At 40.3% G+C, this 26246-nt stretch carries 25 protein-coding genes and 1 pseudogene; 8 read left to right on the top strand and 18 right to left on the bottom strand.

Annotated features, from left to right (window positions below; genetic code table 11):
* Window positions 1-631: 631 nt before the first annotated feature.
* The 8 genes from HUS26_RS02085 to HUS26_RS02050 all read right to left on the bottom strand — a co-directional run bounded on the left by HUS26_RS02085 (window position 632) and on the right by HUS26_RS02050 (window position 7376).
* Window positions 632-1726 carry a glycosyltransferase family 4 protein gene (locus tag HUS26_RS02085; protein WP_173915584.1) on the bottom strand — a complete coding sequence of 365 codons (1095 nt, stop codon included), beginning with the start codon at window positions 1724-1726 and terminating at the stop codon, window positions 632-634.
* 229 nt (window positions 1727-1955) lie between these two features.
* Window positions 1956-3671: a phospho-sugar mutase gene (locus tag HUS26_RS02080; protein WP_173915583.1), complete on the bottom strand. Its 1716-nt coding sequence runs from the start codon at window positions 3669-3671 to the stop codon at window positions 1956-1958.
* A gap of 332 nt (window positions 3672-4003) precedes the next feature.
* Window positions 4004-4477, bottom strand: a complete 474-nt coding sequence (locus tag HUS26_RS02075; RefSeq protein WP_173915582.1) for a VanZ family protein — start codon at window positions 4475-4477, stop codon at window positions 4004-4006.
* Between the two features lie 105 nt (window positions 4478-4582).
* Window positions 4583-5800 carry a helix-turn-helix domain-containing protein gene (locus HUS26_RS02070; RefSeq protein ID WP_173915581.1) on the bottom strand — a complete coding sequence of 406 codons (1218 nt, stop codon included), beginning with the start codon at window positions 5798-5800 and terminating at the stop codon, window positions 4583-4585.
* Window positions 5801-5866: 66 nt separating this feature from the next.
* Window positions 5867-6010 (bottom strand): anti-repressor SinI family protein, encoded by a 144-nt coding sequence (locus HUS26_RS02065; protein ID WP_173915580.1) that lies wholly within the window; start codon window positions 6008-6010, stop codon window positions 5867-5869.
* Between the two features lie 233 nt (window positions 6011-6243).
* Window positions 6244-6471: a helix-turn-helix domain-containing protein gene (locus HUS26_RS02060; protein WP_173915579.1), complete on the bottom strand. Its 228-nt coding sequence runs from the start codon at window positions 6469-6471 to the stop codon at window positions 6244-6246.
* A gap of 135 nt (window positions 6472-6606) precedes the next feature.
* Window positions 6607-7062: an IDEAL domain-containing protein gene (locus HUS26_RS02055; RefSeq protein ID WP_173915578.1), complete on the bottom strand. Its 456-nt coding sequence runs from the start codon at window positions 7060-7062 to the stop codon at window positions 6607-6609.
* Window positions 7063-7154: 92 nt separating this feature from the next.
* Window positions 7155-7376: a hypothetical protein gene (locus HUS26_RS02050; protein ID WP_173915577.1), complete on the bottom strand. Its 222-nt coding sequence runs from the start codon at window positions 7374-7376 to the stop codon at window positions 7155-7157.
* Between the two features lie 346 nt (window positions 7377-7722).
* Here HUS26_RS02050 and HUS26_RS02045 point away from each other — a divergent pair, with 346 nt between their 5' ends.
* The 4 genes from HUS26_RS02045 (at window position 7723) to HUS26_RS02030 (ending at window position 11514) form a co-directional block, all read left to right on the top strand.
* The gene (locus HUS26_RS02045; RefSeq protein WP_173915576.1) at window positions 7723-9018 is read left to right on the top strand and encodes a homoserine dehydrogenase; all 1296 of its coding nucleotides are present in this window, start codon (window positions 7723-7725) and stop codon (window positions 9016-9018) included.
* A 1-nt stretch (window position 9019) separates the two neighbouring features.
* The gene (gene thrC / locus HUS26_RS02040) at window positions 9020-10072 is read left to right on the top strand and encodes a threonine synthase (RefSeq protein WP_173915575.1); all 1053 of its coding nucleotides are present in this window, start codon (window positions 9020-9022) and stop codon (window positions 10070-10072) included.
* Window positions 10069-10977, top strand: coding sequence for a homoserine kinase (gene thrB / locus HUS26_RS02035; RefSeq protein WP_173915574.1), 909 nt, complete (start codon window positions 10069-10071; stop codon window positions 10975-10977). Before thrC ends, thrB begins: the two co-directional genes overlap by 4 nt.
* A 171-nt stretch (window positions 10978-11148) precedes the next feature.
* On the top strand, window positions 11149-11514 hold the full coding sequence (locus HUS26_RS02030; RefSeq protein ID WP_173915573.1) for a hypothetical protein: 366 nt from the start codon (window positions 11149-11151) through the stop codon (window positions 11512-11514).
* Between the two features lie 15 nt (window positions 11515-11529).
* On the opposite strand, the gene HUS26_RS02025 is transcribed toward HUS26_RS02030, so the two are convergent.
* On the bottom strand, window positions 11530-12036 hold the full coding sequence (locus HUS26_RS02025) for a sigma-70 family RNA polymerase sigma factor (protein WP_173915572.1): 507 nt from the start codon (window positions 12034-12036) through the stop codon (window positions 11530-11532).
* A gap of 223 nt (window positions 12037-12259) precedes the next feature.
* On the opposite strand from HUS26_RS02025, the gene HUS26_RS02020 reads away from it, so the two are divergent.
* Complete coding sequence (locus tag HUS26_RS02020) at window positions 12260-12715, top strand: sigma-70 family RNA polymerase sigma factor (RefSeq protein ID WP_173915571.1); 456 nt, start codon at window positions 12260-12262, stop codon at window positions 12713-12715.
* A gap of 59 nt (window positions 12716-12774) precedes the next feature.
* The gene (locus tag HUS26_RS02015; RefSeq protein WP_173915570.1) at window positions 12775-12936 is read left to right on the top strand and encodes a hypothetical protein; all 162 of its coding nucleotides are present in this window, start codon (window positions 12775-12777) and stop codon (window positions 12934-12936) included.
* Between the two features lie 121 nt (window positions 12937-13057).
* Here HUS26_RS02015 and HUS26_RS02010 read toward each other — a convergent pair whose 3' ends face one another.
* From HUS26_RS02010 to HUS26_RS01990, 5 genes are all read right to left on the bottom strand, one after another.
* Window positions 13058-13954, bottom strand: a complete 897-nt coding sequence (locus HUS26_RS02010) for an AEC family transporter (RefSeq protein ID WP_173915569.1) — start codon at window positions 13952-13954, stop codon at window positions 13058-13060.
* Window positions 13955-14084: 130 nt separating this feature from the next.
* Complete coding sequence (locus tag HUS26_RS02005; protein WP_173915568.1) at window positions 14085-15743, bottom strand: sodium:solute symporter family protein; 1659 nt, start codon at window positions 15741-15743, stop codon at window positions 14085-14087.
* A gap of 14 nt (window positions 15744-15757) precedes the next feature.
* The gene (locus tag HUS26_RS02000; protein WP_173915567.1) at window positions 15758-16063 is read right to left on the bottom strand and encodes a DUF4212 domain-containing protein; all 306 of its coding nucleotides are present in this window, start codon (window positions 16061-16063) and stop codon (window positions 15758-15760) included.
* Between the two features lie 31 nt (window positions 16064-16094).
* The gene (locus HUS26_RS01995) at window positions 16095-16280 is read right to left on the bottom strand and encodes a hypothetical protein (RefSeq protein WP_173915566.1); all 186 of its coding nucleotides are present in this window, start codon (window positions 16278-16280) and stop codon (window positions 16095-16097) included.
* A 162-nt stretch (window positions 16281-16442) separates the two neighbouring features.
* Window positions 16443-17306: an N-acetylglucosamine kinase gene (locus HUS26_RS01990; RefSeq protein WP_173915565.1), complete on the bottom strand. Its 864-nt coding sequence runs from the start codon at window positions 17304-17306 to the stop codon at window positions 16443-16445.
* A gap of 115 nt (window positions 17307-17421) precedes the next feature.
* Between HUS26_RS01990 and HUS26_RS01985 the strand changes: the two genes are divergently transcribed.
* The gene (locus tag HUS26_RS01985) at window positions 17422-18273 is read left to right on the top strand and encodes a MurR/RpiR family transcriptional regulator (protein WP_173915564.1); all 852 of its coding nucleotides are present in this window, start codon (window positions 17422-17424) and stop codon (window positions 18271-18273) included.
* Between the two features lie 49 nt (window positions 18274-18322).
* Here HUS26_RS01985 and HUS26_RS01980 read toward each other — a convergent pair whose 3' ends face one another.
* On the bottom strand, window positions 18323-21523 hold the full coding sequence (locus tag HUS26_RS01980; protein ID WP_173915563.1) for an FN3 associated domain-containing protein: 3201 nt from the start codon (window positions 21521-21523) through the stop codon (window positions 18323-18325).
* Between the two features lie 217 nt (window positions 21524-21740).
* Here HUS26_RS01980 and HUS26_RS01975 point away from each other — a divergent pair.
* Window positions 21741-22453, top strand: a pseudogene (locus HUS26_RS01975) (DsbA family oxidoreductase).
* A gap of 45 nt (window positions 22454-22498) precedes the next feature.
* Here the strand turns inward: HUS26_RS01975 and galT are convergent.
* From galT to HUS26_RS01960, 3 genes are read right to left on the bottom strand one after another with little or no spacing between them, the layout of a single operon-like run.
* A complete protein-coding gene (galT, locus tag HUS26_RS01970; RefSeq protein ID WP_173915562.1) occupies window positions 22499-24052 on the bottom strand; it encodes a UDP-glucose--hexose-1-phosphate uridylyltransferase in 1554 nt (517 codons plus the stop codon).
* Entirely contained in the window at window positions 24042-25037 is a 996-nt protein-coding gene (gene galE, locus HUS26_RS01965; RefSeq protein WP_173915561.1) for a UDP-glucose 4-epimerase GalE, read from the bottom strand. The genes galT and galE overlap by 11 nt, the downstream gene beginning before the upstream one ends.
* Window positions 25037-26209, bottom strand: coding sequence for a galactokinase (locus tag HUS26_RS01960; protein WP_173915560.1), 1173 nt, complete (start codon window positions 26207-26209; stop codon window positions 25037-25039). The genes galE and HUS26_RS01960 overlap by 1 nt, the downstream gene beginning before the upstream one ends.
* Window positions 26210-26246 lie beyond the last annotated feature (37 nt).

Here is a 26246-nt window from a genome sequence, read left to right as displayed (position 1 = left end):
TTAAGGGAACCATGTATCATTTTCCACATAAAGTGACAAACTTCTCATTTTCGTCGAAGTGTAGTTATCAGTAAGCTAAGAATAACAGGAAACATTAGGACAAATGAAACCCTTAAGAATATCGCGAACATAAGCCAAATAAAAATCAAAACCCCGTTAAGCCAATTGAGACTCAACAGGGTTCTCTTTTCAATTACTATTATTCCACTCCGAACACTAACAGGAAAATCCCCCAATAACTAAATAGCGGGTCCTCTTCACTTTTTACCTCACTATTTACTATATGTGTTTACTAAGTTGTAGAAACTTTGAATTTCCTCTTCAAGACTATCGCTTGTAGGAACAGCGTAAACATTCTTGACTGCCTATTATTAGGGTATCGTTCATAATAATAGGCCTTGAAGGTATCAGCGTTCCCTCTAAATGTATCTCTCCTATTTTTTCACCGCTTTGAGTATCCAATGCTTGAACTGACCCTTTATATTTGAGAAATAAAAGGTCTCATCCTTAGCAGCTGGCGGAGCCTTCATTTCTTCATCTTCGTATTTCCAAAGGAGCACTGCTTACGATTAATAATACATTTAAGATAATGATAGAACTAATCACTGTTCAACAAAACTTCAAAACTTTATCAGTCACCCTTTTTGGTTTTTTTTACATTTCCCCTGTAAATTCTACGAATGGTATGGAGAACCGGTCGTTTACCTTTTTGCACAACCCCCGTCATCTCTGCAAATAAATGCAGCAAAAACAGCATAACAAACGTTATCCCCAGAGAAACACTAAAAGATGTTAATGAGAAAAGAATAGCTAAAAAGCCAAAAAGTGCACTGAACCCATAAATAATGAGCACTGTTGTTCTGTGACTGAAGCCCGCAGCCAAAATCTGATAGTGGATATGCTTATTATCTGGCATCATAATTTTCTGCTTGTTTAAGAATCTTCTTATGATCGAAAACAGAGTATCAAATAATGGAATTGCCAGCACAATGATAGGAATGACAAAGCTGAACAATGTCACATTTTTAAATAAGCCGACCATAGAGATGACCGCCATGGAGTATCCCAGAAATAAGGATCCTGAATCTCCCATATATATTTTGGCAGGGTAAAAGTTGTGTACTAAAAATCCTAAATTACTTCCAATTAACACGATACACAGATAAACAATGGCTACTTGAGGTTCTATCGCTAAAGCCATGATGGCGATGCTTATTAAGGATATTGTCGTAACCCCGGTGGCCAGACCATCCAAACCATCAATTAAGTTGATAGCATTCGTAATACCAATAATCCAAAAGTAAGACAAAACTATACTTACTGGATCACTTAGCGGAATCATCCCGATGAAAGGTATAGTAAGAATATCGATCTGCAGCCCTGAGAATATTAAAATTGACGCTGCCAGAACCTGGCCAGCAAGCTTTGCAATTGGCCTGATTTGAAAGCGATCATCTAAAAGACCCGTTAATACAATGACAAAAGCTCCAATTGAGATAGCTGTCATATATTGAATGGCCGGCTGAATAACCAGCATTCCTACCACCACACCTCCAAAAATGGCTAAACCGCCCATTCTCGGTGTAGTCACCTCATGAATTTTTCTTGCTTCGGGTTGATCCATCATTTTCCACTTTCTCGCCAATTTAATAACTGGAAATACCAAAAGGTAACTTACAGTCATTGCCAGCAGAAAGGCTATCGTAATTTCTATATAAATATTCATAATAATCCTCGCTTAATCGAAAAGGGAATTCCCTTAAAATTAACTAACATTAATAAGAATCTCATTATATCACACGTAATGTCGTGTTTTGGGGAATTCAGGGGAAATTGAAAAAGCAATGTAATAATTCAGTAAGAAAGTCGGCCAAATTGGTGATTTCAAGTAACTCAGAATAATTTTGGAAACACATAAAAAAAAGCCCTGAAATCTCAGGGCTTCCTCTACTCTATTAAACGCTTTTTTTAATTTGTTCATTAACCGATTGTTTAACTTCTTCGATCAGACGTCGGCTTTCTTCACCGGAATTCGTTTTAACGCCATAGTAAAACTTGATTTTTGGCTCAGTGCCGGATGGACGTAAACAGAACCAGCTGTCGTTTTCTAAAATAAATTTCACAACATTGGCTTTTGGCAGATCAATGGATGCTTTTGTTCCATCCACGTTCACGCGCTCAGAAGTGGAATAGTCTTCTACCGCTATCACTTGAAGACCGCCAGCCTGTTTCAGAGGATTTCTTCTGAAGTCCTCCATAATTTGTTCGATACGTTCAGTCCCTGTCTTCCCTTCCATCGTCATGGATTGAAGATCTTCTAAGAAATAACCGTGTTTTTCATACAGAGCATCTAATGCTTCTAATAAAGTCTTGCCTTGAGACTTCCAGTATGCGGCTACCTCAGCCGATAAGACAGCGGCTTGGATGGCATCTTTGTCACGGGCGAAGTCTTTGACTAAATAGCCGTAGCTTTCTTCATAACCAAACATAAAGGTATGCTCGCCTGTTTGTTCATACTCTTTAATTTTTTCACCAATGAATTTAAATCCAGTTAACGTATCAAGACTGCTTAACCCGTGATGTTCAGCAATCACGCGGCCAAATTCAGAAGTAACGATTGTCTTGATGACGATACCGTTTGTTGGAATTTCTTCTGATTGAGAAAGCAGATAGTCAATGAGAAGGGCACCTGTCTGATTCCCTGTTAATACTTTATATTCCCCAGATTCATCCGGAGCTGCAACACCTAAACGGTCAGCGTCTGGGTCTGTGGCAATCAGAACATCTGCATTGATTTGTTTTCCTTTTTCAATCGCCATCTCAAATGCCTGGTGCTCTTCTGGGTTCGGAGACGCTACTGTAGAAAATTCCGGATCAGGCTTCGCTTGCTCTTCAACTGTATAAACGTTTTGAAGGCCCATCTGTTCTAGACCTTTTTCTACAAGCATTTTTGCCGTTCCGTGAAGTGGTGTAAAGACAACACTTAAGTCATCTGCCAAGTTAGATAAGTCTTTATTAACATTGACCGTTTTTAAAGCTTCCAGGTAAGGAAGATCGACTTCTTCATCAATCCACTTTAACAAACCGCTTGCTTCTAATTCTGATTGATCGGCAGCTTCAACCTCTAGTTCGTTTTCTACCTGATTTACCATATCAATCACAGTACTCGCTTCATTAGGAGGCAGCTGGCCTCCATCTGAGTTGTAAGCTTTAAAGCCGTTGTATTCAGGAGGGTTATGGCTGGCTGTAATTACTACACCTGCTGCTGCACCTAGGTGTCTTACAGCAAAAGATAATTCCGGAGTGGGGCGTAGAGAGGAAAATACATAGGATTGGATCCCCTGACGTCCAAGCACTTTGGCCGTTTCTACAGAAAATTCTTTAGACATATAACGGGAATCATAAGCGATTACAACCCCCTGTTCCTGCCCGTTTTGACTTTCCACATAGGAAGCTAATCCTTTAGCAGCACGTCGAACAGTGTAAATATTCATGCGGTTTGTTCCAGGTCCAAGCTTACCTCTCATTCCACCTGTACCAAATTCAAGGTTTTTATAATAAGCGTCCTCCAGCGACTGCTCATCCTGCTGCAGCTTATCCAACTGGGTTCTTAGGGAAGGGTCCAGTGAAGTAAAGTTGTTCCAGCGGTTAAAGTGATCATTCCAAGTCATATTATCAGTCCTTTTTTTAAATTTTCTTACTATGTATTAAGAAGTAATTATACCATATAAAACGAGTTTTTCGGGGCCTTTCAGGTACAAAAAAAAGGACACAAATTTTGTCCTTTTTTGTCTATACTTGAAGTTGTTGAATCATCTGTTTAATTACATCTTCAGAAGAAGACAGCTCGGAGCTTTCCGTCTGCTTTATAATGGATTGAAGGATTTCTTTTAATTCTTCTGCTTTCGTCATTTTTCTCTCACCTTTTTCTTTATACTTAGTGTCCTATATACCTTTATTAATCGAGCTTAAAACTGTTTTTTCGGCGGTTTTCTCTTTTTATTTATCTCCTTCTTAAGAAGAAGATAAATAATACGGCAGCTATCGCTCCTGTACTATCTAAAACGACGTCTCCGAAGTATGGTGTTCGATTAGGTGTAAGTCGCTGGTGAAGTTCATCTGTTATCGCATAAACAACCGTAAGCAGCCATGCAGACAGAAGCGAAATTTGGACAGAGAAATTCCAGGTGCGGACAATCGCCCAGTAGAAAAGCAGCGCCAAGGTAAAAAAGACCACGACGTGTGCTCCTTTTCTAATGAAAAATTCTACAAAACCTTCCGTTCCATGAGTGGCAGCACTGACTATCTGTCCGTTATATGTAAAGGATATCTCGCTTATGTAAGGAGTCAGCCATGCCAGATCCAGCCAGCGCTGTAAAAGCGGCTGAACGTTTTGAGCCTCATAAGGTGTCGAAGAAGAATAAAAAATAATCCCCATCCATAGGAAAGCAGGGATCCAGTTGCTTAACTTTTTCATATGTTGCCTCACTGCTTTTTTTACTTCATACATATATTAACACATTTCGTCAATTTTAGTTTTATTTTTTCAAAAAAATTAAAAAATAGCCATTCATTAGAATGACTATCCATTAGAATGAAGTTTTTCCCGAAATTCCTTAGGACTGACTCCCTCCTGCTTTTTAAATACGCGGGTAAAATAGCTTTGGCTGTTATAACCTAGAATAATACTAATTTCCATAAGCGAATAAGGAGTCTCCCTTAATAAATCTTTAGCTTCTTTAATTCTCTGCTCGTTTATATATTTAGTTAAAGATATGCCCGTGTCTTTGTTAAAAACACTCGAGAGATAATTGGGATTTACCTTTAACTCATCAGCGATAACCTTTAAATTGATTTCCTCTGTTAGATTTTGAAAAATATAGTTCTTCGCTCTATGTACAAGCGGTGAAACCCGGCTGGTCAAATTTTTCTGCTTCATCACATCCAAGAATGCCTGGATCACCATGAACTCGAGTTTTTCTATTTCCTTAATCCCCTGCTTTGTTTCCAGGTGGTTAATGTAAAAGTCATGGAGTGTAAAAGCTTCCGTTTTTGCTACCCCTTCTTCAATCGCTATCCTCGTTAATTTTGAAATCAATGTAATAATATTATTTTTGGCAGACCTCAGCTCATCGCCATTTCCTAGTGGAAACAATGACGATTTTCTTAATTTTTTATATTCCTCTAATGCTTGATTATCCCCCTGTTTAAAGTATCGGTTGAAGTTTTCGTTTAATTCAAGAAGATGTCGAGAGTATTTGGATTTAAGCTGATTATTCTTAAATTCCCGGTAAACCTCCATTTCTTTTGTTGGGATTTGCGCGATCGAATATTCCCCATCCGCTTCGCCGGGAAGCAAGGCTTTAAGAAGCCGTTCAACAGCCATGATTTCCTTTCTTTCTACTACCGGAAGCTGTTTGAAGTAGTCAATTGCTTCTTCTTCATAAGAGAAATCAAGCCCATTGAGCACCAGCAGCTTACGGACCTGAAACTTCCCAACTTCATGTATTAAATAAGGGCCAACCCCAATAAAAGTATAAACACCCTCCTTATTCACAATAGGATAAAAAAAGAAATACTGATAAAATACGTCAGAAAAGAGCTGCAGCTGAAATGGATGGTTTTTGCTTTCCGTTAAACAGTGTTGAAGGGTATGGTGAAAAATTTTAGGCGGACGCTGAAATGTTTCCGGAAAATGCCTAATAATCTCTTCTTGTTCATTAAGGATTAAAATCGATGTTCGAAATACCTGTGAACAATCTTTGAGCAGTTGAAACAGTTCCACTTGTTCCATTTTCATTGGACGAAAGCCCCTCCTCCCTGTACATCCAATATAAATGATTTTCAAAAAAATAACACCAGCTGTTTAGCTGATGCCCCGTTTATACCCTTTATTTGTTTTTGCGAGAAAAATTCTTACCTCTTCTACTGTTAATCCCATTTCTTTAGCCTCTTTGATCATCTCAATCCAGTCCGTATCTAATACAGTCTGATTAGCACATGATTTCATTAATAATGAACCTCCCCGTCCATTCTGCGAACTTTTTTTATTTTGGTCCGCTCGATCCTAAAACCTATGCCTATTATAAATAATTTACCAATAAATGTTTTGAACATTCTTTAGTTTTTTTTCACATTATTGCAATTAATTCTCGACTTCAAGATTAAAACTTTTGTAAAAAATACTCGAACTGTGATTCACAGTATAAGATCGGGTTTCAAAATAATACTTTATATCCTATATTAATTCTTCTTTAACTCAGCTTGTGCGGACCCTGATAAAAACTCTTCCAATGGTACATTAAGTGTAGCCGCCATTTTACCTAAGACGCTTAGTGATGGATTCTTCTGCACCCCCCTTTCAATATTGCTCACGTAAGACTTAGAAACTCCTGCTTTTTCCGCAAACTTATTAATCGAGAGACCTCTTTCTACCCTCATTCTTCTTATACGTTCTCCAATATCCGGCAATATTCCCACCCCTTTATGTTCTTTATAAAGAATAACTTACGTTTATTATAACTTATCATTAACGACAATAAAAGCGTATATTTCTTTATTAAGAACAAAAAACAATAAAAAAAACCCCCTTTCTATAGGGGGCAGTTAAGCATAAATTTCGTTCCATTTATCTGTAAGCTCTTTAAATCGATTCATATCATGGTCGTCCAGCGCTCCATCGATCAGCCTGCGCAGATTTTCTTTCTCAAGTTCAACAATGATTTCTTCCATTTGCGACTCTTCTACTTTTATGACTTCTTTCTTTTCAGTGTCAAAGGGCATAATGATGGAATGTAAATGTGTTAAGAAATCAGGAAGCTTTAGTAAATCTGCTACCGAAACGTAGACCGTCCGCTTTCCTCGCTGGAAAACAAAAATATCAAACACGTTATGAATACGCTTACTTTCTCTGTCATAAATAATTTCTCTAGACTCCATAGGGATAAACTGATACAGTTCTTCGTCAATAAACAGGGAAAAATACTGGTAGGCAAGAACAACTCGAATAAACCGTTTATCTTCCTTAACATAGTATGGCTTTAACATTTTAATATTAAGCAATTAGCCCACCTCTTTAAATCAGAATTTTCTGTATTTTATCTTATTATCTCTCATTTCGTGATAAAAATAAAGTGATTTTATTTACCAGCTGGTCATTTTTCTTTTACAGTCAAAAAAGTGCGAAAGTGATTACGAATCGCATTATGTAATAAGTAGTCATTCATGATTTCCCCGCATAAATTTTCATTATACTTGTGGAAGACCTTCATCCCTTCCTTTAAGAAGAAATCTTCTTTTCCCGACAATCCCATCTCTTTAATAATTCGTGAAATCATCCATTCACGCGCATCCCAAGAATGTAAGACTTTTCTCATATTAAGACCCTCTTTCCATTTAGGTATAATTACTTATATAATGTTGATTCAAAATAGTCAATCACGAGGGAGAAGGAATCACAAGTACAATTTTGTCGATTCATAGATGTTTATGTCGTTTTTTGTCACTTTTGTCATCAAAAAGGTCAAAATATGTAGAATATCCTCTAATCATTTAAGGGAATATGGTAAACTTGAAACAATTATAATATTTGTAATTTTCATTTAATCATGAAAAGAATGAGAGAATGCTGGCTTTCGTCTTGTGCAACCTCGATCTTTTCGTTACAATGTCCATTACATATAATAAAATGTTTATTTCAAGTGGACAGGGAGCGTGTGAGAAATGAAAGAAACAATTTCTGTAGGACTGCTGGGGTTAGGTACCGTTGGAAGCGGCGTTATCGAAATTCTGGAAGATCATAAAGAAAGTATTCAGCATAAGACAGGCTGCAATGTAAACATCAAAACGGTTCTTGTCAGTGACTTATCTAAACCTAGAAACCTGCAAAACCAGGAGACAAAACTGACAGATCAATATCAAGATATTACTCAGGATCCTGAGATAGATGTCGTAGTGGAAGTAATGGGTGGAATCGATCACACTTTAAAAATACTAATGGAAGCCATTGAAAATGGTAAACATATCGTTACTGCAAATAAGGATTTAGTCGCTCAATATGGCGCTGAACTACTGGAAGCTACCCAGCGCAACAGATGCGATCTCTTTTACGAAGCCAGTGTTGCTGGAGGAATTCCAATCCTTCGTTCCATTTTGGACGGGTTATCTTCTGACCGTATCCGCAAGATGATGGGGATTGTAAATGGAACGACGAACTATATTTTAACGAAGATGTCTAAGGAAGGCGTAGATTTTGACACTGTTCTAAAAGAAGCTCAGGACCTTGGTTTTGCGGAAGCTGATCCAACGGCTGATGTCGATGGGCTGGATGCGGCAAGAAAGATGACAATCTTATCTATTCTAGGCTTCTCCATGCCGTTTAACCTTGAGGATGTAGAAGTAAAAGGGATCCGCGGGTTATCACTGGCAGATATAAATTATGCCAAGCAGCTTGGCTATTCTGTTAAATTAATTGGGGTAGCGGACCACAGTGAAAAAGGGGCTGCCGTAAGTGTAGAACCTACGTTGTTACCCCTTGACCACCCGCTCTCCTCTGTTAATGATGAGTATAACGCTGTCTACGTATATGGTGATGCTGTAGGTGAAACGATGTTTTATGGACCGGGGGCAGGAAAACTGCCAACCGCTACAGCCGTCGTATCTGACTTGATTGCCGTAGTAAAAAGCTTAAGACTAGGGACTTCTGGCATGGCGTATGTTCAGCCGCAATTTCCTAAACAAGTGAAAACAAAACAAGACATTCTTACTAAAAAATATTTACGACTGCACGTGCATGATCAGCCTGGCATGTTAATGGAATTAACGAAGATATTCGCCCAGTATGATATCTCTTTTGACCAGATTATTCAGCGAAAAGCAGACCAGGACGACGAACGAGAACTAATGATGGTTACCCACCAGGTAAGTGAAGCTGATTTCGAGCAAGCTTATGAGGAGCTCGGAAACCTCCCGTCAATTCGTTCAGTTGATAGTGTATTCCGTGTGGAAGGGAGCGAATAACATGTGGAAAGGCCTTTTAGATAAATATGCAGATCATTTACCTGTTACAGAGGAAACTCCAAAGCTGACATTATATGAAGGAAATACACCACTTTTGCCAATTCCGACGATTTCTAAGGAGCTCGGAATTGATGCTTACGTAAAAATTGAAGGTGCCAACCCGACAGGTTCTTTTAAAGACCGAGGAATGGTTATGGCAATGGCTAAGGCGATTGAAGCGGGATCTAAAGCGGTGATTTGTGCATCAACAGGGAATACTTCTGCATCTGCTGCAGCGTTCGCTGCACGGGCAGGATTACGTTGTATCGTGGTCATTCCAGATGGGAAAATTGCTGAAGGAAAACTTGCTCAGGCTGTAATGTATGGCGCTGAAATTTTCTCTATTAAAGGAAACTTCGACCAGGCACTGAAGATGGTGAGGGAAATTGCTGAAAAAGAACCAATCACTCTGGTAAACTCCGTAAACCCTTATCGAATTGAAGGACAGAAAACAGCAGCGTTTGAAGTATGTGACGTATTAGGAGAAGCGCCGGATTTCCTTTCTATCCCTGTTGGAAATGCAGGAAACATTACGGCTTATTGGAAAGGATTTAAAGAATATCATGAGAGTAAAGGGACAAAGCTCCCACAAATGTTAGGCTTTGAAGCGAGCGGATCTGCAGCGATTGTAAGGAATGAAGTTATAGAAAACCCTGAGACAATTGCGACCGCTATTCGCATTGGCAACCCTGCCAGCTGGCAGGCCGCAGTAAAAGCTGCTGAAGATTCAAAAGGCAGTATAAATGAAGTAACAGATGATGAAATTATTGAAGCTTATCAATGGTTAGCTCAAACGGAAGGTGTTTTTGCAGAGCCTGCTTCCTGTGCTTCCATTGCCGGAACCATTAAAAAAGTAAAAGACGGTACAATCCCTAAAGGTTCACGTGTAGTGCATGTACTGACTGGAAACGGGTTGAAAGACCCTAACACGGCCATTGAGAAAAGCAAAATTAAACCAACGGTTATCGAAAACGACCTTCTACAATTTGCGGAAGCTGCAGGCGTAAGGTCATGAATACCTTCACGATCAAAGTACCTGCCACATCAGCTAATTTAGGACCGGGTTTCGATTCTGTAGGTTTAGCCTTAGATCTTTATGTAACACTCGAATGTGAACCTGCAAAAGAATGGAATTTCGTTCTTTCTCAACAAGATGCACCATTCATTCCAAATGATAAAAATAACCTGATTTATAAATCTGCTGTCTTTACAGCAGCTAAGTTTGGAAAAGATGAACTGCCTCCACACCAGATTAGAATGACCAATGATGTTCCAATTGCCAGAGGGCTTGGCAGTTCATCTACAGCAGTTGTCGGAGGAATTGAACTGGCAAATCAATTGTTTAGCTTAAACCTGACAAAAAGCCAAAAGCTTCAAATTGCCTGTGAAATTGAAGGCCATCCAGATAATGTAGCTCCTGCAATATATGGTGGAATCACAGTATCAAGTTACGATGGAAGCAATTTGGAATCCGTTCGTTTTTCTAAAGGGCTTGAAAATGTAGTCTTTGCCGCTGTGATTCCTGATTACCATGTGGAAACCGAGAAAGCCCGCGCAATCCTGCCTGATGAAGTTCCGTATAAAGAAGCTGTTTATGCTAGTGGAATGGCTAATGTATTAGTCGCAGCTTTAGCCGAACAGGACTGGGCTCTAGTAGGTAGAATGATGAAACAAGATAAATGGCATCAGCCCTATCGCGGGGAATTGATTCCTGATTTTCCGAAAGTGTCGAATGTCTTAAATACACATGGGGCTCTAGGTTATTATATCAGCGGCGCCGGCCCTACAATGATCGGCATGTTTAACGCAGATAAAGATTTCAAGAATCTGTTCTCAGATTTAGCGGATTACCAAATCGATCTTTTACAAGCTGATACGAATGGGGTAACTGCCGTTAACCCTGCTCCTATGAACCAGTGATAATTAATCACTGGTTCTTATTTTTGAGAGCCTATATTAATCTTAATTTTAATTTTTATAAAAAAGAATTAACCGCAAATATTGTTAAAATATGGGGACAAGTTACACTATAAAAATAGTAAAATATTGTTTACAATAAATTAATAGAGATTAATAAAGGAGTTAAAGTTTATGGCAAAAAGAAGCAAACAATATGAATATGATTTAAATGAAGTTAAACGTTTGATTCAAGACACCGACAAAAATTATCGTGAAATTTCCGCGGAAACAGGATGTCCTTATGCAAGCGTCGTTTACCACGGCCGTAAAATCCGCGGACGTGTCAACCGGAGCAAGCACGAAATCTTTTCTGAACTGGAGACCAGCCATAACAACAGAGCCGAGCCAGAAGAAAATCTCCCTCTATTTGGCGGAACTACTCTCACCATATCACGAAACAATATCTCTATAAATGACGCTGAGCAGGAAGCTGCACGTATGATTAAGGCGGCTAGAGCACTGGGATTAAGCAAAATTAACATAACCATCGAAAAGTAATGACAACCACGCTATTTAATGCGTGGTTGTTTTTCTGTATTTGGCACGCAGATTTTTGCGTGCATGGCGTCCCCAATTTTTAACAGCATCTTTCTTTACTCCCTCTCTCAAAGCAATTTCTTCTACCGACTTATCTAAAATAATAAAGTAATAAACCCATTTCCACTGGTTTGATGTCAGTAAGGACTGGATCTCCTTCCAAAAATAATGGTCTTCAATTACATCTTCCTTAAGATATCTGTCTTCCGACTTCTGATGCTGAATATATAAATCTTCTTTTTTCAATCTTTGAATATCCTGGCGTATACGATCAATCAGCGCGTTTCTAATTTTCCAGCTTAAGTATGTGGAGAACTTTCCTATGGAGGGATTGTATGTATGGTAGGCTTTCCAAAGGGCTTCTAACCCTTCTGCAAAGTACTCGCCGTTGGGGTCTTTAATGTGGAGGTTTTTGATGTGGTAGTAGATAAGTCTTTCATTGCTTTTTACGATGTTTTCAAATTCTAATTCGTCATTAGTCATCTTTCGGCTCCTCTATACTTTTTATCCTTCTATATCTATGATCGAAATGAGGAGCCATTTTGGTGTCATAAAAATCGAATTTTTATTCTTTTTTTATGTTAAAAAACGAATTTTCCATTAATTAATATAATTTTCAGAAAACTATTTTCATTTGCTGGCATTTGAGCGATAATGAAATTACGCGTAATAATAAATTGAATGTTCAATTAGAATCGAGTTGAATTTGAGTAATAAAAGTCAATTTATAGAATACCAGCCTCTTGTCTACTCCACCCTTCACAAACTTCGAGTTCCTCGCCCCTATGATGACTATGTTCAGGAAGCCTACTTTGTTTATGAGAAATGCCGTCACAACTATGATCCTTCCCTCTCAAAATTTTCTTCTTATTTTACCCTTCACTTACTCTACTACTATAAATCTCTCTTCAGAAAGAAAAAGAAACCCCTGCTGGCTTTTGTACCTTCACTGCACACTGATCCTCTGCTGGATGTGATTACCCTTTGGGATATAACGGATCACTGTCATCTAACTAACGTGGAAAAAGATGTACTGTTTCTTACGCTTAAAGATTGGACAATAAAAGAGATCTCCTGTCATATAGACAGGAGTCCATCCACCATTAAAAGAGCAAGAAGATCGATCAGGAAGAAAATTTCGCCTTATGTCAGATCTCAGTAGACCTATTTATAAGTTCTCATGTTAAAATAGTGGGGAATTCAAACGAGAGGGAGATTTATGTGTTTTATTTATTGTTTGCTTTGTTTTTTGCCCTTTTTCTAGTTGCTGGTTATTTCACTCCACTGGAAATTACTTCTACCGGGGCTGCTTTAGCGATCGCTTTTATCATTGCTAATTTATATATGTACTTCAAAAATAAAAATAAAAAAAGCCGCGATTAAATTCGCGGTTTTAAAATACCGAGTACACTCCAGCTTATATGCAATATTTACGTTCTGACAAACAGCTGCAATACCTATCTTCGCTCCCAGAGCCTGAGTTATTTTGCCCTCACTTTTATTTCTAAGATAATATATTTAAAGCAATCGGGATCGTTATCACACTTAATAAAGTAGTAATAAGGGTGATGCTCGATACGAGGTCAGGCTTTGCGTCGAATTGTACAGCATACATCGTTGTGGTTGCGGCAGAAGGCATAGCGGCTGCTATGATTAAAACACTGGCCATTAGATCATTCATAGGCAGTAGCAGCGTAAGACCCCAGGCAATGAACGGAGATACAACTAGTCTGAGTATAGAAGCATAAGTCACCTTGCTCCAATCTAATTGTTTAATTGTAATATTGGCCAGCTGCATCCCTAAGAGAATCATGACAACAGGAATCGCGGCTTGACCGACCAAACCGATACTCGATAACACATTATTTGAGACGGGTATAGAGGTAAACTTAGCAATTAAAGCTAAAATCACAGCATACGTTGGAGGCATCTTTAATACAGTCTGGATAGCCAGCCGAAAGCCAGCCGCTCCTTTGGCCGCGTAATAAACCCCGAAAAAGTTCATAACAATTTGCTGAATGACCATAAAGGATACAGCGTAAACAAAACCCTGCTCTCCAAAAGCGAATAATACGATCGGCGTCCCGTAGTTACCAGCATTCATAAAAGCAGTCGAGAGAATCAGCCCGCTCTCTACCGCGGTTGAGTAGTTCGCTACTCTTGCTGCCAACTTGTTGATCAGAAGGATACATACTAACAGGAGGATTGAAAAAGCAATCATCATCGCGTATTCCTGATTAAATTCTGCTCTGTAAAATGTTTCAAAAACAAGACAAGGCAGCATGATGTATAAAACAACGGTAGAGATCGACTTGATCTCCATTCTCATAAACTTCTGAAGCAGGAATCCAGACAAGAATATTAATATCACTGGCAGAACGACTTCAATAAATATAGCCATAGCCCCTGATTCTTCCTTTCATAATCAACGATTCTACTAGTTTACCAAAAATTTATGGATTATGTAGTTTTATTGAAAGAAAGAATCGAAGCAAAAAAAACGAACAGTCAAAAGACAGTTCGTTTTTTGATTAATTAGATTTCTTAAGCCAAACTTCACCATTTTTATATTGCACTTGTTCCGGATACCTGAGATCTGTAACTTCGTCCTGCGTTTCTTTAGATGGTGCCTTAGTTGACAAGGAAACAATCACGTTTGCTAAAATAGCTGAAATGGCTCCAAATACACCAGCCCCTGTGTCTATAATTCCGAGTATTGTAAAGCCAAGGAATTTAGCAGCAAATATATAGCTGAGTGTTACAGTTAACCCTGTAATCATTCCAGCAATAACTCCCGGACCGTTCGCCCGCTTCCACCATACACCTAATACGAGCGCCGGGAAAAAGGAACCGGACGCTAACGCAAAGGCCCAAGCTACAATCTGAGTAATGGCTCCTGGCGGATTGAGAGCTAATAGACCTGCCGCTACAGTGGCGAGCACAATGGACCATCGTCCTACTACTAAGCGTTTTGTTTCACTCGCGTTCGGGTTAATGGAACGATAGTATATGTCATGCGATAGAGAAGCAGAGATAGCGATCATAAGGCCGCCTGCTGTTGATAGGGCAGCTGCCATGGCCCCCGCCGCCATCAAACCGATGACAAATGCACCCAGGTTGGCAATCTCTGGTGTAGCCATCACGACGATATCGTTACTGATGACTAGCTCAGACCACTGCAGGGTTCCATCGCCATTTGTATCTGCGACAGACAGCTGGCCTGTATCAATCCATGCTGCTGTCCATGCAGGCAAGTTATTAATAGAGGATCCTGCAACCTCTGTCATTAAAATGAAACGTGAAAATGCAGCGTATACAGGCGCGGATAAGTATAATAAACCGATAAATAAAAGTGCCCACGCCCCACTCCACCTTGCTGCTTTCATTGTTGCTACAGTAAAAAACCTTACAATAACGTGTGGAAGTCCAGCCGTACCTGCCATTAGAGTAAACATTAAAGCAAGGAACTGCCATTTTGTAGCTTCAGTAAAAGGTACTATATATTCTGAGATTCCCAACTCCTGATCCAACATCCTCATTTCATCGATGACTTGCCCATAAGAAAGCCAAGGAGCAGGGCTTTGTGTCAACTGTAAAGACATAAAAATAACGGGAATTAAATAGGCGATAATTAATACAAGGTATTGAGCTACCTGGGTCCACGTTATCCCTTTCATACCGCCCATTGCGGAATAGTAAGCAATCAATACGACCCCAATAAGTGTACCAATTGAAGTGTTAACTTCTAATAAACGTCCTATAACAATTCCCGATCCGGATAACTGTCCTACCGAATACGTAAAACTAATAATTATGGTTGCAATCGCTGCAATCAATCGTGCTGTGTTACTCCTGTAACGGTCCCCGATAAATTCCGGCACCGTATAGCGTCCATATTTTCTGAGCTGTGGAGCCAGTAAAAAGGTCAGCAATAAGTAGCCGCCCGTCCAGCCCATAATATAAGCGAGTCCATCATATCCAAGAACCATAACTGTACCGGCCATTCCGATGAATGAAGCTGCACTCATCCAGTCCGCTCCAATTGCCATCCCATTATAAATGGGAGGCACTCCGCGGCCTGCTACGTAGAAGTCTGATGTCTGCCTCGCTTTGTTAAATTGGGCGATCCCTATGTACAAAGCGAATGTTGCTATAATTAAACTGAGAGATACAAGAAATTGTCCGTCCACTTAACGTTCACCCCCTAATGATCCATAGCTTTTTTCTCTTCTTCTGTTTCCTCGACAAACTCTGGATTGAATCCAAATTTTTCATCGATTTTATCGCCAACTATCGCATTAATAAACAAAAGGATAATAAAGGTGACTACTGCCCCTTGAGCTCCCATATAGTAGTGAAATGGAATTCCTAACACGCTAAAAGCTGAAAGCTCTCGGGCGAAAAATACGACGCCATAAGAAGCTGTAAGTCCTATGATTAAATAGATGACAATCATAGTCGTCCGCGCCTTAAAATAAGCATCTGCATGCTTGCGATCGATTTTCCTCATTGATTTCACCTCCCTTCAAGTCCAAAGTGCCCTACCCTCTTAAATCAAAGATAAATTTTACTGTATCCCAAAAAGGCATAGGAACCATCCAAATTTTCACTAAAGCAAATCCGAAAAGAGTAACTATTGGAAGTGTGAGGTAGATCATTTTCTTTTTCCTTAAAGTTAAAACCACCGATAAAATCGTTATCAGTGCTAGTGCCACCACCAGCGCCATAAAACCCCTCCATTGTAAGCGGTGTCATTTTAGCCTTCATTAAAATACATTTAAAATTGTTAGAATTTAAAGAATATTACGATAGATATTATTCTAGATTTATCGGAAAATGTCAAACGAAAATAAGCCTAATCCCATACATCTTTTGGAATCCGGCTTAGTTTATTTTGCTTTTACAAAATAGTGATATGCCCCCATATAGGCAGGGACGATCATCCTTTCGATCTTCAGAAAAGGACTTTCTATATAATGCTGAAACCTTGAGAAGAATAACTCACTTTTCTTTAGAATGCTCCCCGAGACGACAAGTACGGCAGTTGAATCAAGAGAGATTTTTTTATAAAAGCGGTCGACTTGCTCGGCCAGGTCTTTGGCTTCCTGATTGATGAGCCTATAAGCATCAGTATCTTTTTCAGCAAGCTGTAATACATGCGCAGCCAGCCCGGCTATCTCTGTTTTGCTTTGATTGTAGAACCAGTTCTTTACACCGCTTATATCGTGCTGATGAATCAGATGTAGGATCTTAAGTGAGAATACGGACGGATCGTTAACTGATTCTAAGTCTGCTAATACATGCTGGATGCTCAGCTTGCCGATGCTATAGCCTCCGCCCTCGTCTCCGAGCAGATGTCCCCAGCCGCCGGCGATATATGTAATTTCTCCTGCTTTACCGACATGTACGGAGCCTGTGCCAGCAATGGTTAAAATTCCGTTTCCAGAAGGAACCGCCGCCTCTAAGGCCAGCTCCGCATCAGTCATAAGTGTTACTTTGGCGGTCCAGTCCGCAGGAAAATCCAATCCATTTTTCACTGTATTATAACCGGCCATTCCAATTGTAATATGTTCGATCCTCTCTGATGATGCATCCATACACGTCTGCACAGTTTCTTTAATATTTCCCCATGCTATAACGCGGTCTATAAGAGGATTCCCAAATCCTGATTCACAGGTGAAAACTACCTCTCCCTTTAAATTCATTAACGCTCCTTTTGTGGAAGTTCCGCCCGCATCGATTCCAATAATCATCTCTTCACCTCACATATAATTACATTTCAGGAAATCTATTAATAATTTGAAATTTAATTTCATTATAGCATATAATGAGAAAAAGGAATCTGCTATTCGTTAAAGGAGGACTCCTATGTCTTATATATCCGGTGGACTTTCTATGCTTAAAAGTGTAGAAGCCAGCCTGCCTGCTTCTGAAAAAAAGATTGCACAATACATTATGTCATCACCCGAATCGGTCATTACTATGACGGTCAAACAGTTAGCGGAAAAAAGCCAGACAAGCTCAGCTGCAGTGATTCGATTATGTAAGTCGATGGAATTAAAAGGATTCCAGGAATTAAAAATGAGAATTGCCGGGGACGTCCAAAAACCTTCATCTGTTGAATACCGTGACATTGACAAAGGAGAATCTTCTCATCATATCATCGAACAGATGACTCATAATGGAATCCAGATGCTGAAGGAAACCGACGAAATGCTTAGAAGAGAAGATGTGGATCAATCAGTAAATGCTATTCATGAAGCCCGATCTTTACATATTTTCGGCATCGGTGCATCCGGCCTAGTTGCTTATGATGCTCAGCAAAAATTCTTAAGAGCCGGCCGCTATGCTTTCTATCTTCAAGACCCACATCTATCCTACACATCGCTCTCTAACGCCGGCGTTGATGATGTAGCGATCGTCGTATCATTTTCAGGGAAAACGAAGGAAACACTCCAATTTTTAAAGCTGGCTAAAAAGAATGGCTTACGAACGATCAGTATTACGAAATACGGTTCATCACCTATCTCACAAATGGCCGATATCCCCCTTTATACTTCAGCAACAGAAGAAGCGATGATCCGCAGTGCAGCCACATCATCACGGCTTGCTCAGCTACATGTGATTGATGTTCTGTTTATGACTTATGTTTCTAACTTTTATGATGAAGTGATCGAATCTCTGGACCGTTCTAAAGCAGCCATCGACCATAAAAAATAAGAACATATGAAAGAAACCCCGCTGGCTTTTCAGCGGGGCTTTCCTTTATCTAATGATGCTTCTTATGTCCATTACCTTCGCCTATCTCATGTCCTTTCCCTTTTCCTTTATCATGTCCTTTGCCCTTGCTTTTACCTTTATGCCCATTGGAATGTTCATGGCCAGGCTTTCCTTCACCCTTCGTATCAATCTGGGCAACCATTGGGTCATGATCACTTGCACGTCCAGCAAGCTCGGAGAAGTCGGCATTCATATGAACAGCATCGATTTTTGTATCATCTTCTAAATAATCACTTACTAGAATATGATCTAGTGTTTGAGAATTTCCTTGATAGATATAAGAATAACGGTCTTCACCAGGAAGGTTATTTGTTAAATTTGAAAGCTCATCCCCCTGCAAAACCTGAAGAGGATAAGAGAATTCAAAATCATTAAAGTCTCCCATTAAAACAAGGTTTGCGTCCTCTATTTCTGCTTCCGCTTCTTGGACAAAATCATTCAATACCTTGGCTTGCTGAAGGCGCTGCTCTTCACTTCCAAGCTCAATCGGATGACTTGCGCCAAACAGCGCATCGTCTCCACCTTTAGAATTGAAATGGTTAGCGATAAAGATAAACGTTTCACCCTTGAATTCAAATTCTGCAGCCAATGATTTTCTTGAATCTTCAAAAGCTTCATTTGCCGGGTCAATTCGGCCAGGATTGTGAGAGAGTCCCTCTTCATTCACGTCTACAGCTGTGGCTGAATCTCCTTTTGGTTTATCCGTTAACTTTACACGCTCAGGATTATAAATAAATCCGACGCGGATGTTACCGCCAGGCTGCCCGCCATCCTCTTTATCTTCAGGAGCAATATCGGTATATTCATATGATGGTCCGCCAGCCGATTCAATTGCATTAATGATCGTTTCATAGCTTTGGTCAGCTTCTACTGTTCCGTCATCTTTAGGCCCGTTATTATCCTGCACTTCCACTAGTCCTACAATATCAGGCGCGTTCATATTATTGGCAATTTGCTCACCAATACGTTGGGCTTTTTCAGCTCCGCTTGCCTGAGAAAAATTCTCCATATTGTACGTACCTACTGTTAATTCATGTTCAGAACCTTCAAGCTCAGTTACTTGAGGCTCCGTATCTCCTTCAACGAGCTCAGGAAAATCGCCAGTCGGGCGAATTTTAAAATTACTATAGTCATAGCCTACCACTCCAGTGGCTGTCCCATTAAAATCGTCTCCAGTCACAGCATCGAGCCCTAATCCCTCCACATCGAACATGACGCGTTCAGGGTTATAATCATCCGGGGAAACTAGAAGGCCGTCAGCCTGGGTCTTCTGCTGATTGTCACTTGTATGACTGTAAACAGTCAGCTCATCATATTTAATAGGAGCAGCAGCTGTTGCATCCTCTACTGCAACCAGCATTCCTTCAAGGCTTTCATAAAAATCCAGACCATCCTGTTCAGGATCAAAAGACTGCATAGCATCGTCTTCAATGACTTCAGTCGGCGGGGTGCGATCCTGGCCAATTACAATTGGCTCGGGCACTTCATTCCCTGAAGACTCGACTCTAACCCCAGATGCAGAAATCTGGGTTGTCAGCAGATCATCAGCATCCGAATACCCTTCTTCTCTCCACTCTGTCACCTCACCGTCTACTTCTACCGCATCCCCAACTTTCACTTCGTGATTACGGCTGTAGACATATATCCCTTCAGAGGTAGCTTTACTTTTATCAGGATTTGCGGACTGCATATAAAAACCATTTGATCCATCAAGCTTCGTAACGATACCACTTACTTTTTCAACAACTTCTCCTTCATATGGAGAAGAATGGCCAGCCCCTTGAATATGATGGATTTCAACTTCATCGATTGGAGTTAACACCTCATAATTAAATTCGGATATTGGACTTACTTCACCATTTTCACGAAAAACTGCCGCCCGTATCGTCGTATCCTCTTCAATCACAATCGATTCTTCATATAAAAGGCTGTTTTCGTCAGGATTTGAACCGTCCGTTGTGTAGCGGATGTCAGCTCCTTCTTCCGCTGTATATAGTTCAACTTTTCCGCCCGTAACGATGGAACCAGAAACAGGATCAGCTGTTACGGTGAATACAGTCTCTGTTACATCCCTTTTACTCCGAGGAACAAGTTTGTATTCTTCAAAACTATAGGTAACCACTCCAGAGATCCGTTCATACGTTTTTCCTGTTTCCAGAAGATTTTCATCTTGAGGAGTGATAACGAATTCTCCATTCGCATCTCTTACCGAAAAATCCCCATAGCTATTCTTAGATAGAACTTCGACATCTTCCACTTTTACAAGCTCTCCTTCAATAGCTTCTCCTTGATCGGCTGAAAATTGATCAGAACTTACGAGTTCAGTGTCAGGAACTCCGGCTCCTTCTTCCGTTATTTCAACATTAGCTGAAGAAGCAAGGATTTGCTGCATTCCGTAATAAGAAGAGAACTCACCAGTGGCCGTAATTTTGTCACCTACATTCACTGGACTTCCTGGGACACGGACAATAATGCCCGCCGACTCATCTTGAATGTAAAAATTCGTCTGCCCCCCTGTAGAGAAAGCAGCCGTAACAATACCTTCTACTCTTACGGCTGAGCCAGGCTCTTCACCACGGGCTTCCTTGATAGTTTGCAGTTCAACAGGCTCTGTTTCCGGCATTTCATAGGAACCTAAGTAATCAAAGGTGTTCGCCGCATAACTATCCCATTCACCACTTACCGAAAATTCATCAGCAGGATCCTTATCCCCTGCTTGAACTTCCTCCTGGCGAATAAGCGTGACATCGCTTCCAAAGTTCTCATCGTTTCCAATTTGGCCAATGGCGTCGACAACTTCTCCGTTCTTTTTCAAAACGAGCGGGTCATTTCCGTTAAAGTTGACCGCAGAGTTATTTGTCACCTCCGCTTTATTAAGAATATTTTCATCCGCGCGGCTGTTAGCAGCAACGAAAACATCGCCGCTTTCTAATGTGCCTTCCATATCAAGAGTACCTGTCGCTTCTGAAGATCCATTTGCGTACATTTCAATACTATACTGCGATAAATCTACATCTTCATTGGTACCATTATAAATTTCAATAGCTTTATTGTAACTGCTGCCTTCTATGTACTCAGAAAAAAACAATTCCTCTGCTGTCTCCTCCTGTGCATTCACTCCAGAAAGTGCACTAGAGAAAGGACTTAAAGATAATACAGCCACAATACTTACTAAGACTGTCTTTTTCATAACTATTAAATTCCTCCCAGAAAAAACATAATCATTCACCTTATCAGTATAAAAGAATTAAATGGAATAACTATCAAAATATTGTAAATAATTGAAAATGAGACATTAGTAATAATAAATTTGGCGAGTTTAATAGAACCTCCTGCCTATATCCAAAAACAGAAAAATAGCTTTTTCCAATATTCACCCTTTAAAATATAGGGAGAGGTGATGAAAAATGAAAATTGAAATTTGGTCTGATTTTATCTGTCCATTCTGCTATATAGGAAAACGTAAGTTAGAGGCAGCCATACAGCAGCTCTCCCTTACTAATCCTGAGGTCAATTACAAAAGCTTTGAACTCGATCCAGAAGCTCCTAAAAATTCCGGGCTGACCATCCACGAAAAGCTCGCGTCTAAATACGGGAGAAGTATTGAAGAGGCTAAGGAAATGACTTCAAATATGGAACATCAAGCTGCTGAAGTTGGTCTCGATTTCAAATTCTACCAAATGGTGCCTACTAATACATTTGATGCCCACCGACTAGCTAAATATGCTGAAAGTAAAGGGCTGGATAAAGAAGTAACCGAACGACTCTTTGATGCCGTGTTTACAAAGGGTCTGGATGAAAGGGTCTGGATGTAGGAGATTCTGATATTCTCGTGGAATTGGCTGTTGATTCCGGTCTTTCCAAGGAGGAAATCCGCGAGGTATTATCAAGTGAGAAATTTGCGGACAAAGTTCGCGAAGAAGAAATGGAAGCCCGCCAAATTGGGGTTCAGGGTGTCCCATTTTTTGTAATTAACAGAAAGTATGCGATCTCAGGAGCCCAGCCTGTAGAAGTGTTTGTTCAAAGTATTCAAAAAGTGCTTGATGAAGAAAAAGAAAAACCTGCCTTTGAAACTCTCTCTCCTAACCGCGGTAATGCCTGCACGGATGAGAGCTGCTAAAGCTATAAAAAGACCGCCAGGAAAAACTGGCGGTCTTTTTCTTAATTAATATTCATTTAGACTCTTAATAAACTTAATGAAAGCTTCTTTTCCGGCTTCTGTTCGCTTAAATACGCCGGAGTGTTCTAATACCGTAGAGAAGGTCTTTCCTATTTCCCTGCGTAACACGCTTTCTATGTTTGTTTCATTCAATTCCGGTTCTGCTTCTTTGATTCTTAAGGCCCAGTCCACGTGTTTGGCTGTTTTTTCATCAGCCCGGCCTTTTGTTTCTAATTCGTCATTGAGCAAATAACGCCCAACCGCTTCCATTTCTTCCACCAGTCGGCCTGGAAGAACAGCAAGGCCCATTACTTCAATAAGTCCGATGTTTTCCTTTTTAATATGGTGAACTTCTTCATGAGGATGGAAAATCCCTAATGGATGATCTGCATCTGTACGATTATTTCTTAAAACCAGGTCAAGCTCAAACTTCCCTTCCCTCATCCGCGCTATAGGCGTGATCGTATTATGATCCGTACCTTCCGTCCGGCTTAGAATTTCGGCACTTTCATCCGAATATTCCCTCCAGTTGTTTAAAATCTCTTCTCCCAGCTCTGCCACCTGCCGACGGTTTTGCCCCTGAATCCTTAACACAGACATCGGCCAATTCACAATTCCGACGGTTATCCCTGGATACTTTTCAAAACTATATGTTTCCTCCATCGGCGCTTTTGCCATAGGAAACTCATGGCGTCCTGCCTGAAAATGATCATGGCTTAGTATTGATCCGCCAACAATTGGAAGGTCAGCATTAGAACCTACAAAGTAATGCGGATACTGTTCTACAAAATCAAGAAGGCGGTCAAACCCACACTTAGAAATCTTCATAGGACGGTGATCCTTTGAAAGGACGATCGCGTGTTCATTGTAATAAACATACGGTGAATACTGCAGAAACCACCTCTCCCCTTCAAGCTCCATCGGAATCACACGGTGATTATGCCTCGCCGGATGATCGAGACGGCCAGCATAACCGACATTCTCTTTACACAAGAGACATTTCGGATAGGAGATAGAAGCATTCGCCTTAGCTGCTGCGATTGCCTTTGGATCTTTCTCCGGTTTCGATAAGTTGATCGTAATTTCAAGATCCCCATAAGATGTTGCGCTGTACCAATGCACATTTCTCGCAATTCGATTTGTCCTAATATAGTTAGAATCCTTAGAGAGTTGATAAAAGTAGTCCGTTGCACGTTCAACACTCTCTGTCTGATACTTTTGATAAAATGTCTGGATCACTTCTTTAGGTGCAGGGATGAGCTTGTCCATTACCTTTGTATCAAAGATATCCCGGTGAGTAATCGAATCCTCTGGAAGCAATTTTTTCTCAATCGCATAGAACAGCATTTGGTCTAAAATAGGTACAGGATTTTCAAGCTTTTCTTTTTCTACCACAGCTGTCTGATATTCACTCAGTTCAAACACATCTAAAATAGAATTTCTCACATAATCGATATCCCATACTGAGATAAGTTCTTTATCCAGTCCGTAGTTAATCAGCCGGTCAATTTCCCTATAGATATTTACTTCCACATCTGCCGCCTCCCTTCTATACTTCATCCTCATAGCCGTTCGGGTTCTTTTTGAACCAATTCCAGGCGGTTTCAATCATCGTATCCAAATCTGAGTATTTAGGCTTCCAGCCAAGGTCGCGAATCGCTTTCTCTGAAGAAGCCACCAGCTGAGCAGGGTCGCCCGCCCGTCTTGGCGCTGCTTCTGCGGGAATATCGCGGCCCGTGACACGTCTCGCTGCATCAACGACTTCTTTAACTGTAAAACCTTCTCCATTTCCCAGGTTATAAGTGGCGCTTCCTTTTCCTTCTTTTAAATGATAAATCGCAAGAAGATGTGCATCTACCAAATCAGTAACATGGATATAATCCCTTACACACGTTCCGTCTTTGGTTTCATAATCTTCACCGAATATATATACTTTTTCCCGATCTCCAAGTGCCACCTGCAGAATAATAGGAATTAAGTGTGTTTCCGGACGATGATCTTCTCCAATTCTTCCTTCAGGATCTGCCCCTGCAACATTAAAATACCTTAGCACTACATACTCAATTCCATGAGCCTGCTCTGTCCATTTCAGCATTTTCTCAATAGCAAGCTTCGTTTCCCCGTAAGGATTTGTCGGGACCGTAGGGTCGGTTTCCTGGATCGGCATACGTTCGGCTTCCCCATAGGCTGCGGCTGTAGATGAAAAGACAATCCTTTTCACATTGTGTTCCGCCATGGCCGTTAACAGACAAACCGCCCCATACACATTATTATCATAGTATTTCAGTGGCTCCTCTACGCTTTCTCCAACGAGGGAATCAGCAGCAAAGTGAATTACTGAATCTAATTTATTCTCTGTAAAAACTTTATTTAGAAAGTCTTTATCACGAAGATCGCCATTATAATATTTCGCTCCCTCTAAAATGGCTTTCTTATGGCCTTTTTGCAGATTGTCTAACACTACAACTGATTCATTTTTATCCAGCAATTGAGCTACAGCATGACTGCCAATAAACCCGGCTCCTCCACAAACTAATACGGTCATTATACGTCCACCTCCGAAAGAACTTTAGCACCATCTCCAATATCTACTACATAAAAGTCTGCGGTAAGACCGGTTTCTTCGGTGTACTTACGGCCTACATCAGCAATAAAACTTTCTACTGATTCTTCATGAACTAGATTAATGGTACATCCGCCAAATCCTGCTCCTGTCATTCTTGCTCCAATAGCGCCTTCACTCCAAGCTGCTTCTGCTAAGGCGTCGAGCTCTTTTCCTGTAACCTCATAATCATCGCGTAAGGATTTGTGCGATTCATTCATAAGCTTTCCAAATTCCTCAACGTTCCCTTGTTTTAACTTTTCTACCGCCTGGATGGTGCGCTGATTTTCGTATACCGCATGGCGGGCCCGCTTCGTAACGATATCATCACTGATTAAGTGCTTGTTCTGTTCAAACTCATCAATCGATAAATCTCCAAGACTAACGATATTTAATTCATGCTGTAATTCTCTTAAAGCCTGCTCGCATTGTTGACGGCGTTCATTATATTTAGAGTCTGCTAAGCCGCGTCGTTTGTTAGTATTAGCTATAATCAGTTTTTCTTTTTCTAATTTGATCAGTGTATATGTGTAGTTAAGAGAATCACAATCTAAAAGAATGGCATGATCTTTCTTTCCCATACCGATCGCAAACTGATCCATAATTCCGCAGTTAACCCCTACAAATTCGTTTTCTGCTTTTTGAGAGAGTTTCACTAATTCAATACGGTCAATGTTCAGGTCAAAAAGCTCGTTTACTACAATACCAGTTACCAGCTCAATTGAAGCGGATGATGATAGGCCGGCACCGTTCGGGATATTTCCGTAAAAAGCAATCTCAAGACCATAGGGCAGGTCCACAAAATTTTCCTGAATACCGGCAATTACTCCCTTAGGATAATTTGCCCAGTTATGTTTTTCTTCATATTTTAATTCCTTTAGGTTTGTTTCAATTATTCCAAGTTCAGAAAAATTCGTCGAATAAAACTTGACCTTTTGATCTTTTCGTTTTCTTGCGACAGCATAGGTACCTACACTTAGGGCACAAGGAAATACGTGACCTCCGTTGTAGTCCGTGTGTTCTCCGATTAGATTCACACGACCCGGTGCATAAAAATGAGTTAAATCACCATCTTGTCCAAATTGTTCAAGAAACACATCTTTTAATTTCTTCATTTCGTCACCCTCTGCGTATATTTGTGTTGACTTTCAC

It is taken from the genome of Halobacillus sp. Marseille-Q1614 (assembly GCF_902809865.1).
Classification (GTDB): Bacteria; Bacillota; Bacilli; order Bacillales; family Halobacillaceae; genus Halobacillus_A.
This window is presented reverse-complemented; position numbering and strand designations above follow the sequence as displayed.

Coding starts and splice junctions, on each gene's coding strand:
- HUS26_RS02085 (WP_173915584.1), bottom strand. CDS start 1,726: ATGAATATTTATATAGAAATTACGATAGCCTTTCTGCTGGCAATGACT.
- HUS26_RS01960 (WP_173915560.1), bottom strand. CDS start 26,209: ATGAAGAAATTAAAAGATGTGTTTCTTGAACAATTTGGACAAGATGGT.
- HUS26_RS02030 (WP_173915573.1), top strand. CDS start 11,149: ATGGCAAAAAGAAGCAAACAATATGAATATGATTTAAATGAAGTTAAA.
- HUS26_RS02065 (WP_173915580.1), bottom strand. CDS start 6,010: ATGAAATCATGTGCTAATCAGACTGTATTAGATACGGACTGGATTGAG.
- HUS26_RS01995 (WP_173915566.1), bottom strand. CDS start 16,280: ATGGCGCTGGTGGTGGCACTAGCACTGATAACGATTTTATCGGTGGTT.
- HUS26_RS02045 (WP_173915576.1), top strand. CDS start 7,723: ATGAAAGAAACAATTTCTGTAGGACTGCTGGGGTTAGGTACCGTTGGA.
- HUS26_RS02050 (WP_173915577.1), bottom strand. CDS start 7,376: ATGAGAAAAGTCTTACATTCTTGGGATGCGCGTGAATGGATGATTTCA.
- HUS26_RS02010 (WP_173915569.1), bottom strand. CDS start 13,954: ATGGCTATATTTATTGAAGTCGTTCTGCCAGTGATATTAATATTCTTG.
- HUS26_RS02080 (WP_173915583.1), bottom strand. CDS start 3,671: ATGACTTGGAATGATCACTTTAACCGCTGGAACAACTTTACTTCACTG.
- thrC (WP_173915575.1), top strand. CDS start 9,020: ATGTGGAAAGGCCTTTTAGATAAATATGCAGATCATTTACCTGTTACA.
- HUS26_RS02025 (WP_173915572.1), bottom strand. CDS start 12,036: ATGACTAATGACGAATTAGAATTTGAAAACATCGTAAAAAGCAATGAA.
- HUS26_RS02075 (WP_173915582.1), bottom strand. CDS start 4,477: ATGAAAAAGTTAAGCAACTGGATCCCTGCTTTCCTATGGATGGGGATT.
- HUS26_RS01990 (WP_173915565.1), bottom strand. CDS start 17,306: ATGATTATTGGAATCGATGCGGGCGGAACTTCCACAAAAGGAGCGTTA.
- HUS26_RS02000 (WP_173915567.1), bottom strand. CDS start 16,063: ATGAGGAAAATCGATCGCAAGCATGCAGATGCTTATTTTAAGGCGCGG.
- HUS26_RS01980 (WP_173915563.1), bottom strand. CDS start 21,523: ATGAAAAAGACAGTCTTAGTAAGTATTGTGGCTGTATTATCTTTAAGT.
- HUS26_RS01985 (WP_173915564.1), top strand. CDS start 17,422: ATGTCTTATATATCCGGTGGACTTTCTATGCTTAAAAGTGTAGAAGCC.
- HUS26_RS02070 (WP_173915581.1), bottom strand. CDS start 5,800: ATGAAAATGGAACAAGTGGAACTGTTTCAACTGCTCAAAGATTGTTCA.
- galE (WP_173915561.1), bottom strand. CDS start 25,037: ATGACCGTATTAGTTTGTGGAGGAGCCGGGTTTATTGGCAGTCATGCT.
- galT (WP_173915562.1), bottom strand. CDS start 24,052: ATGAAGTATAGAAGGGAGGCGGCAGATGTGGAAGTAAATATCTATAGG.
- thrB (WP_173915574.1), top strand. CDS start 10,069: ATGAATACCTTCACGATCAAAGTACCTGCCACATCAGCTAATTTAGGA.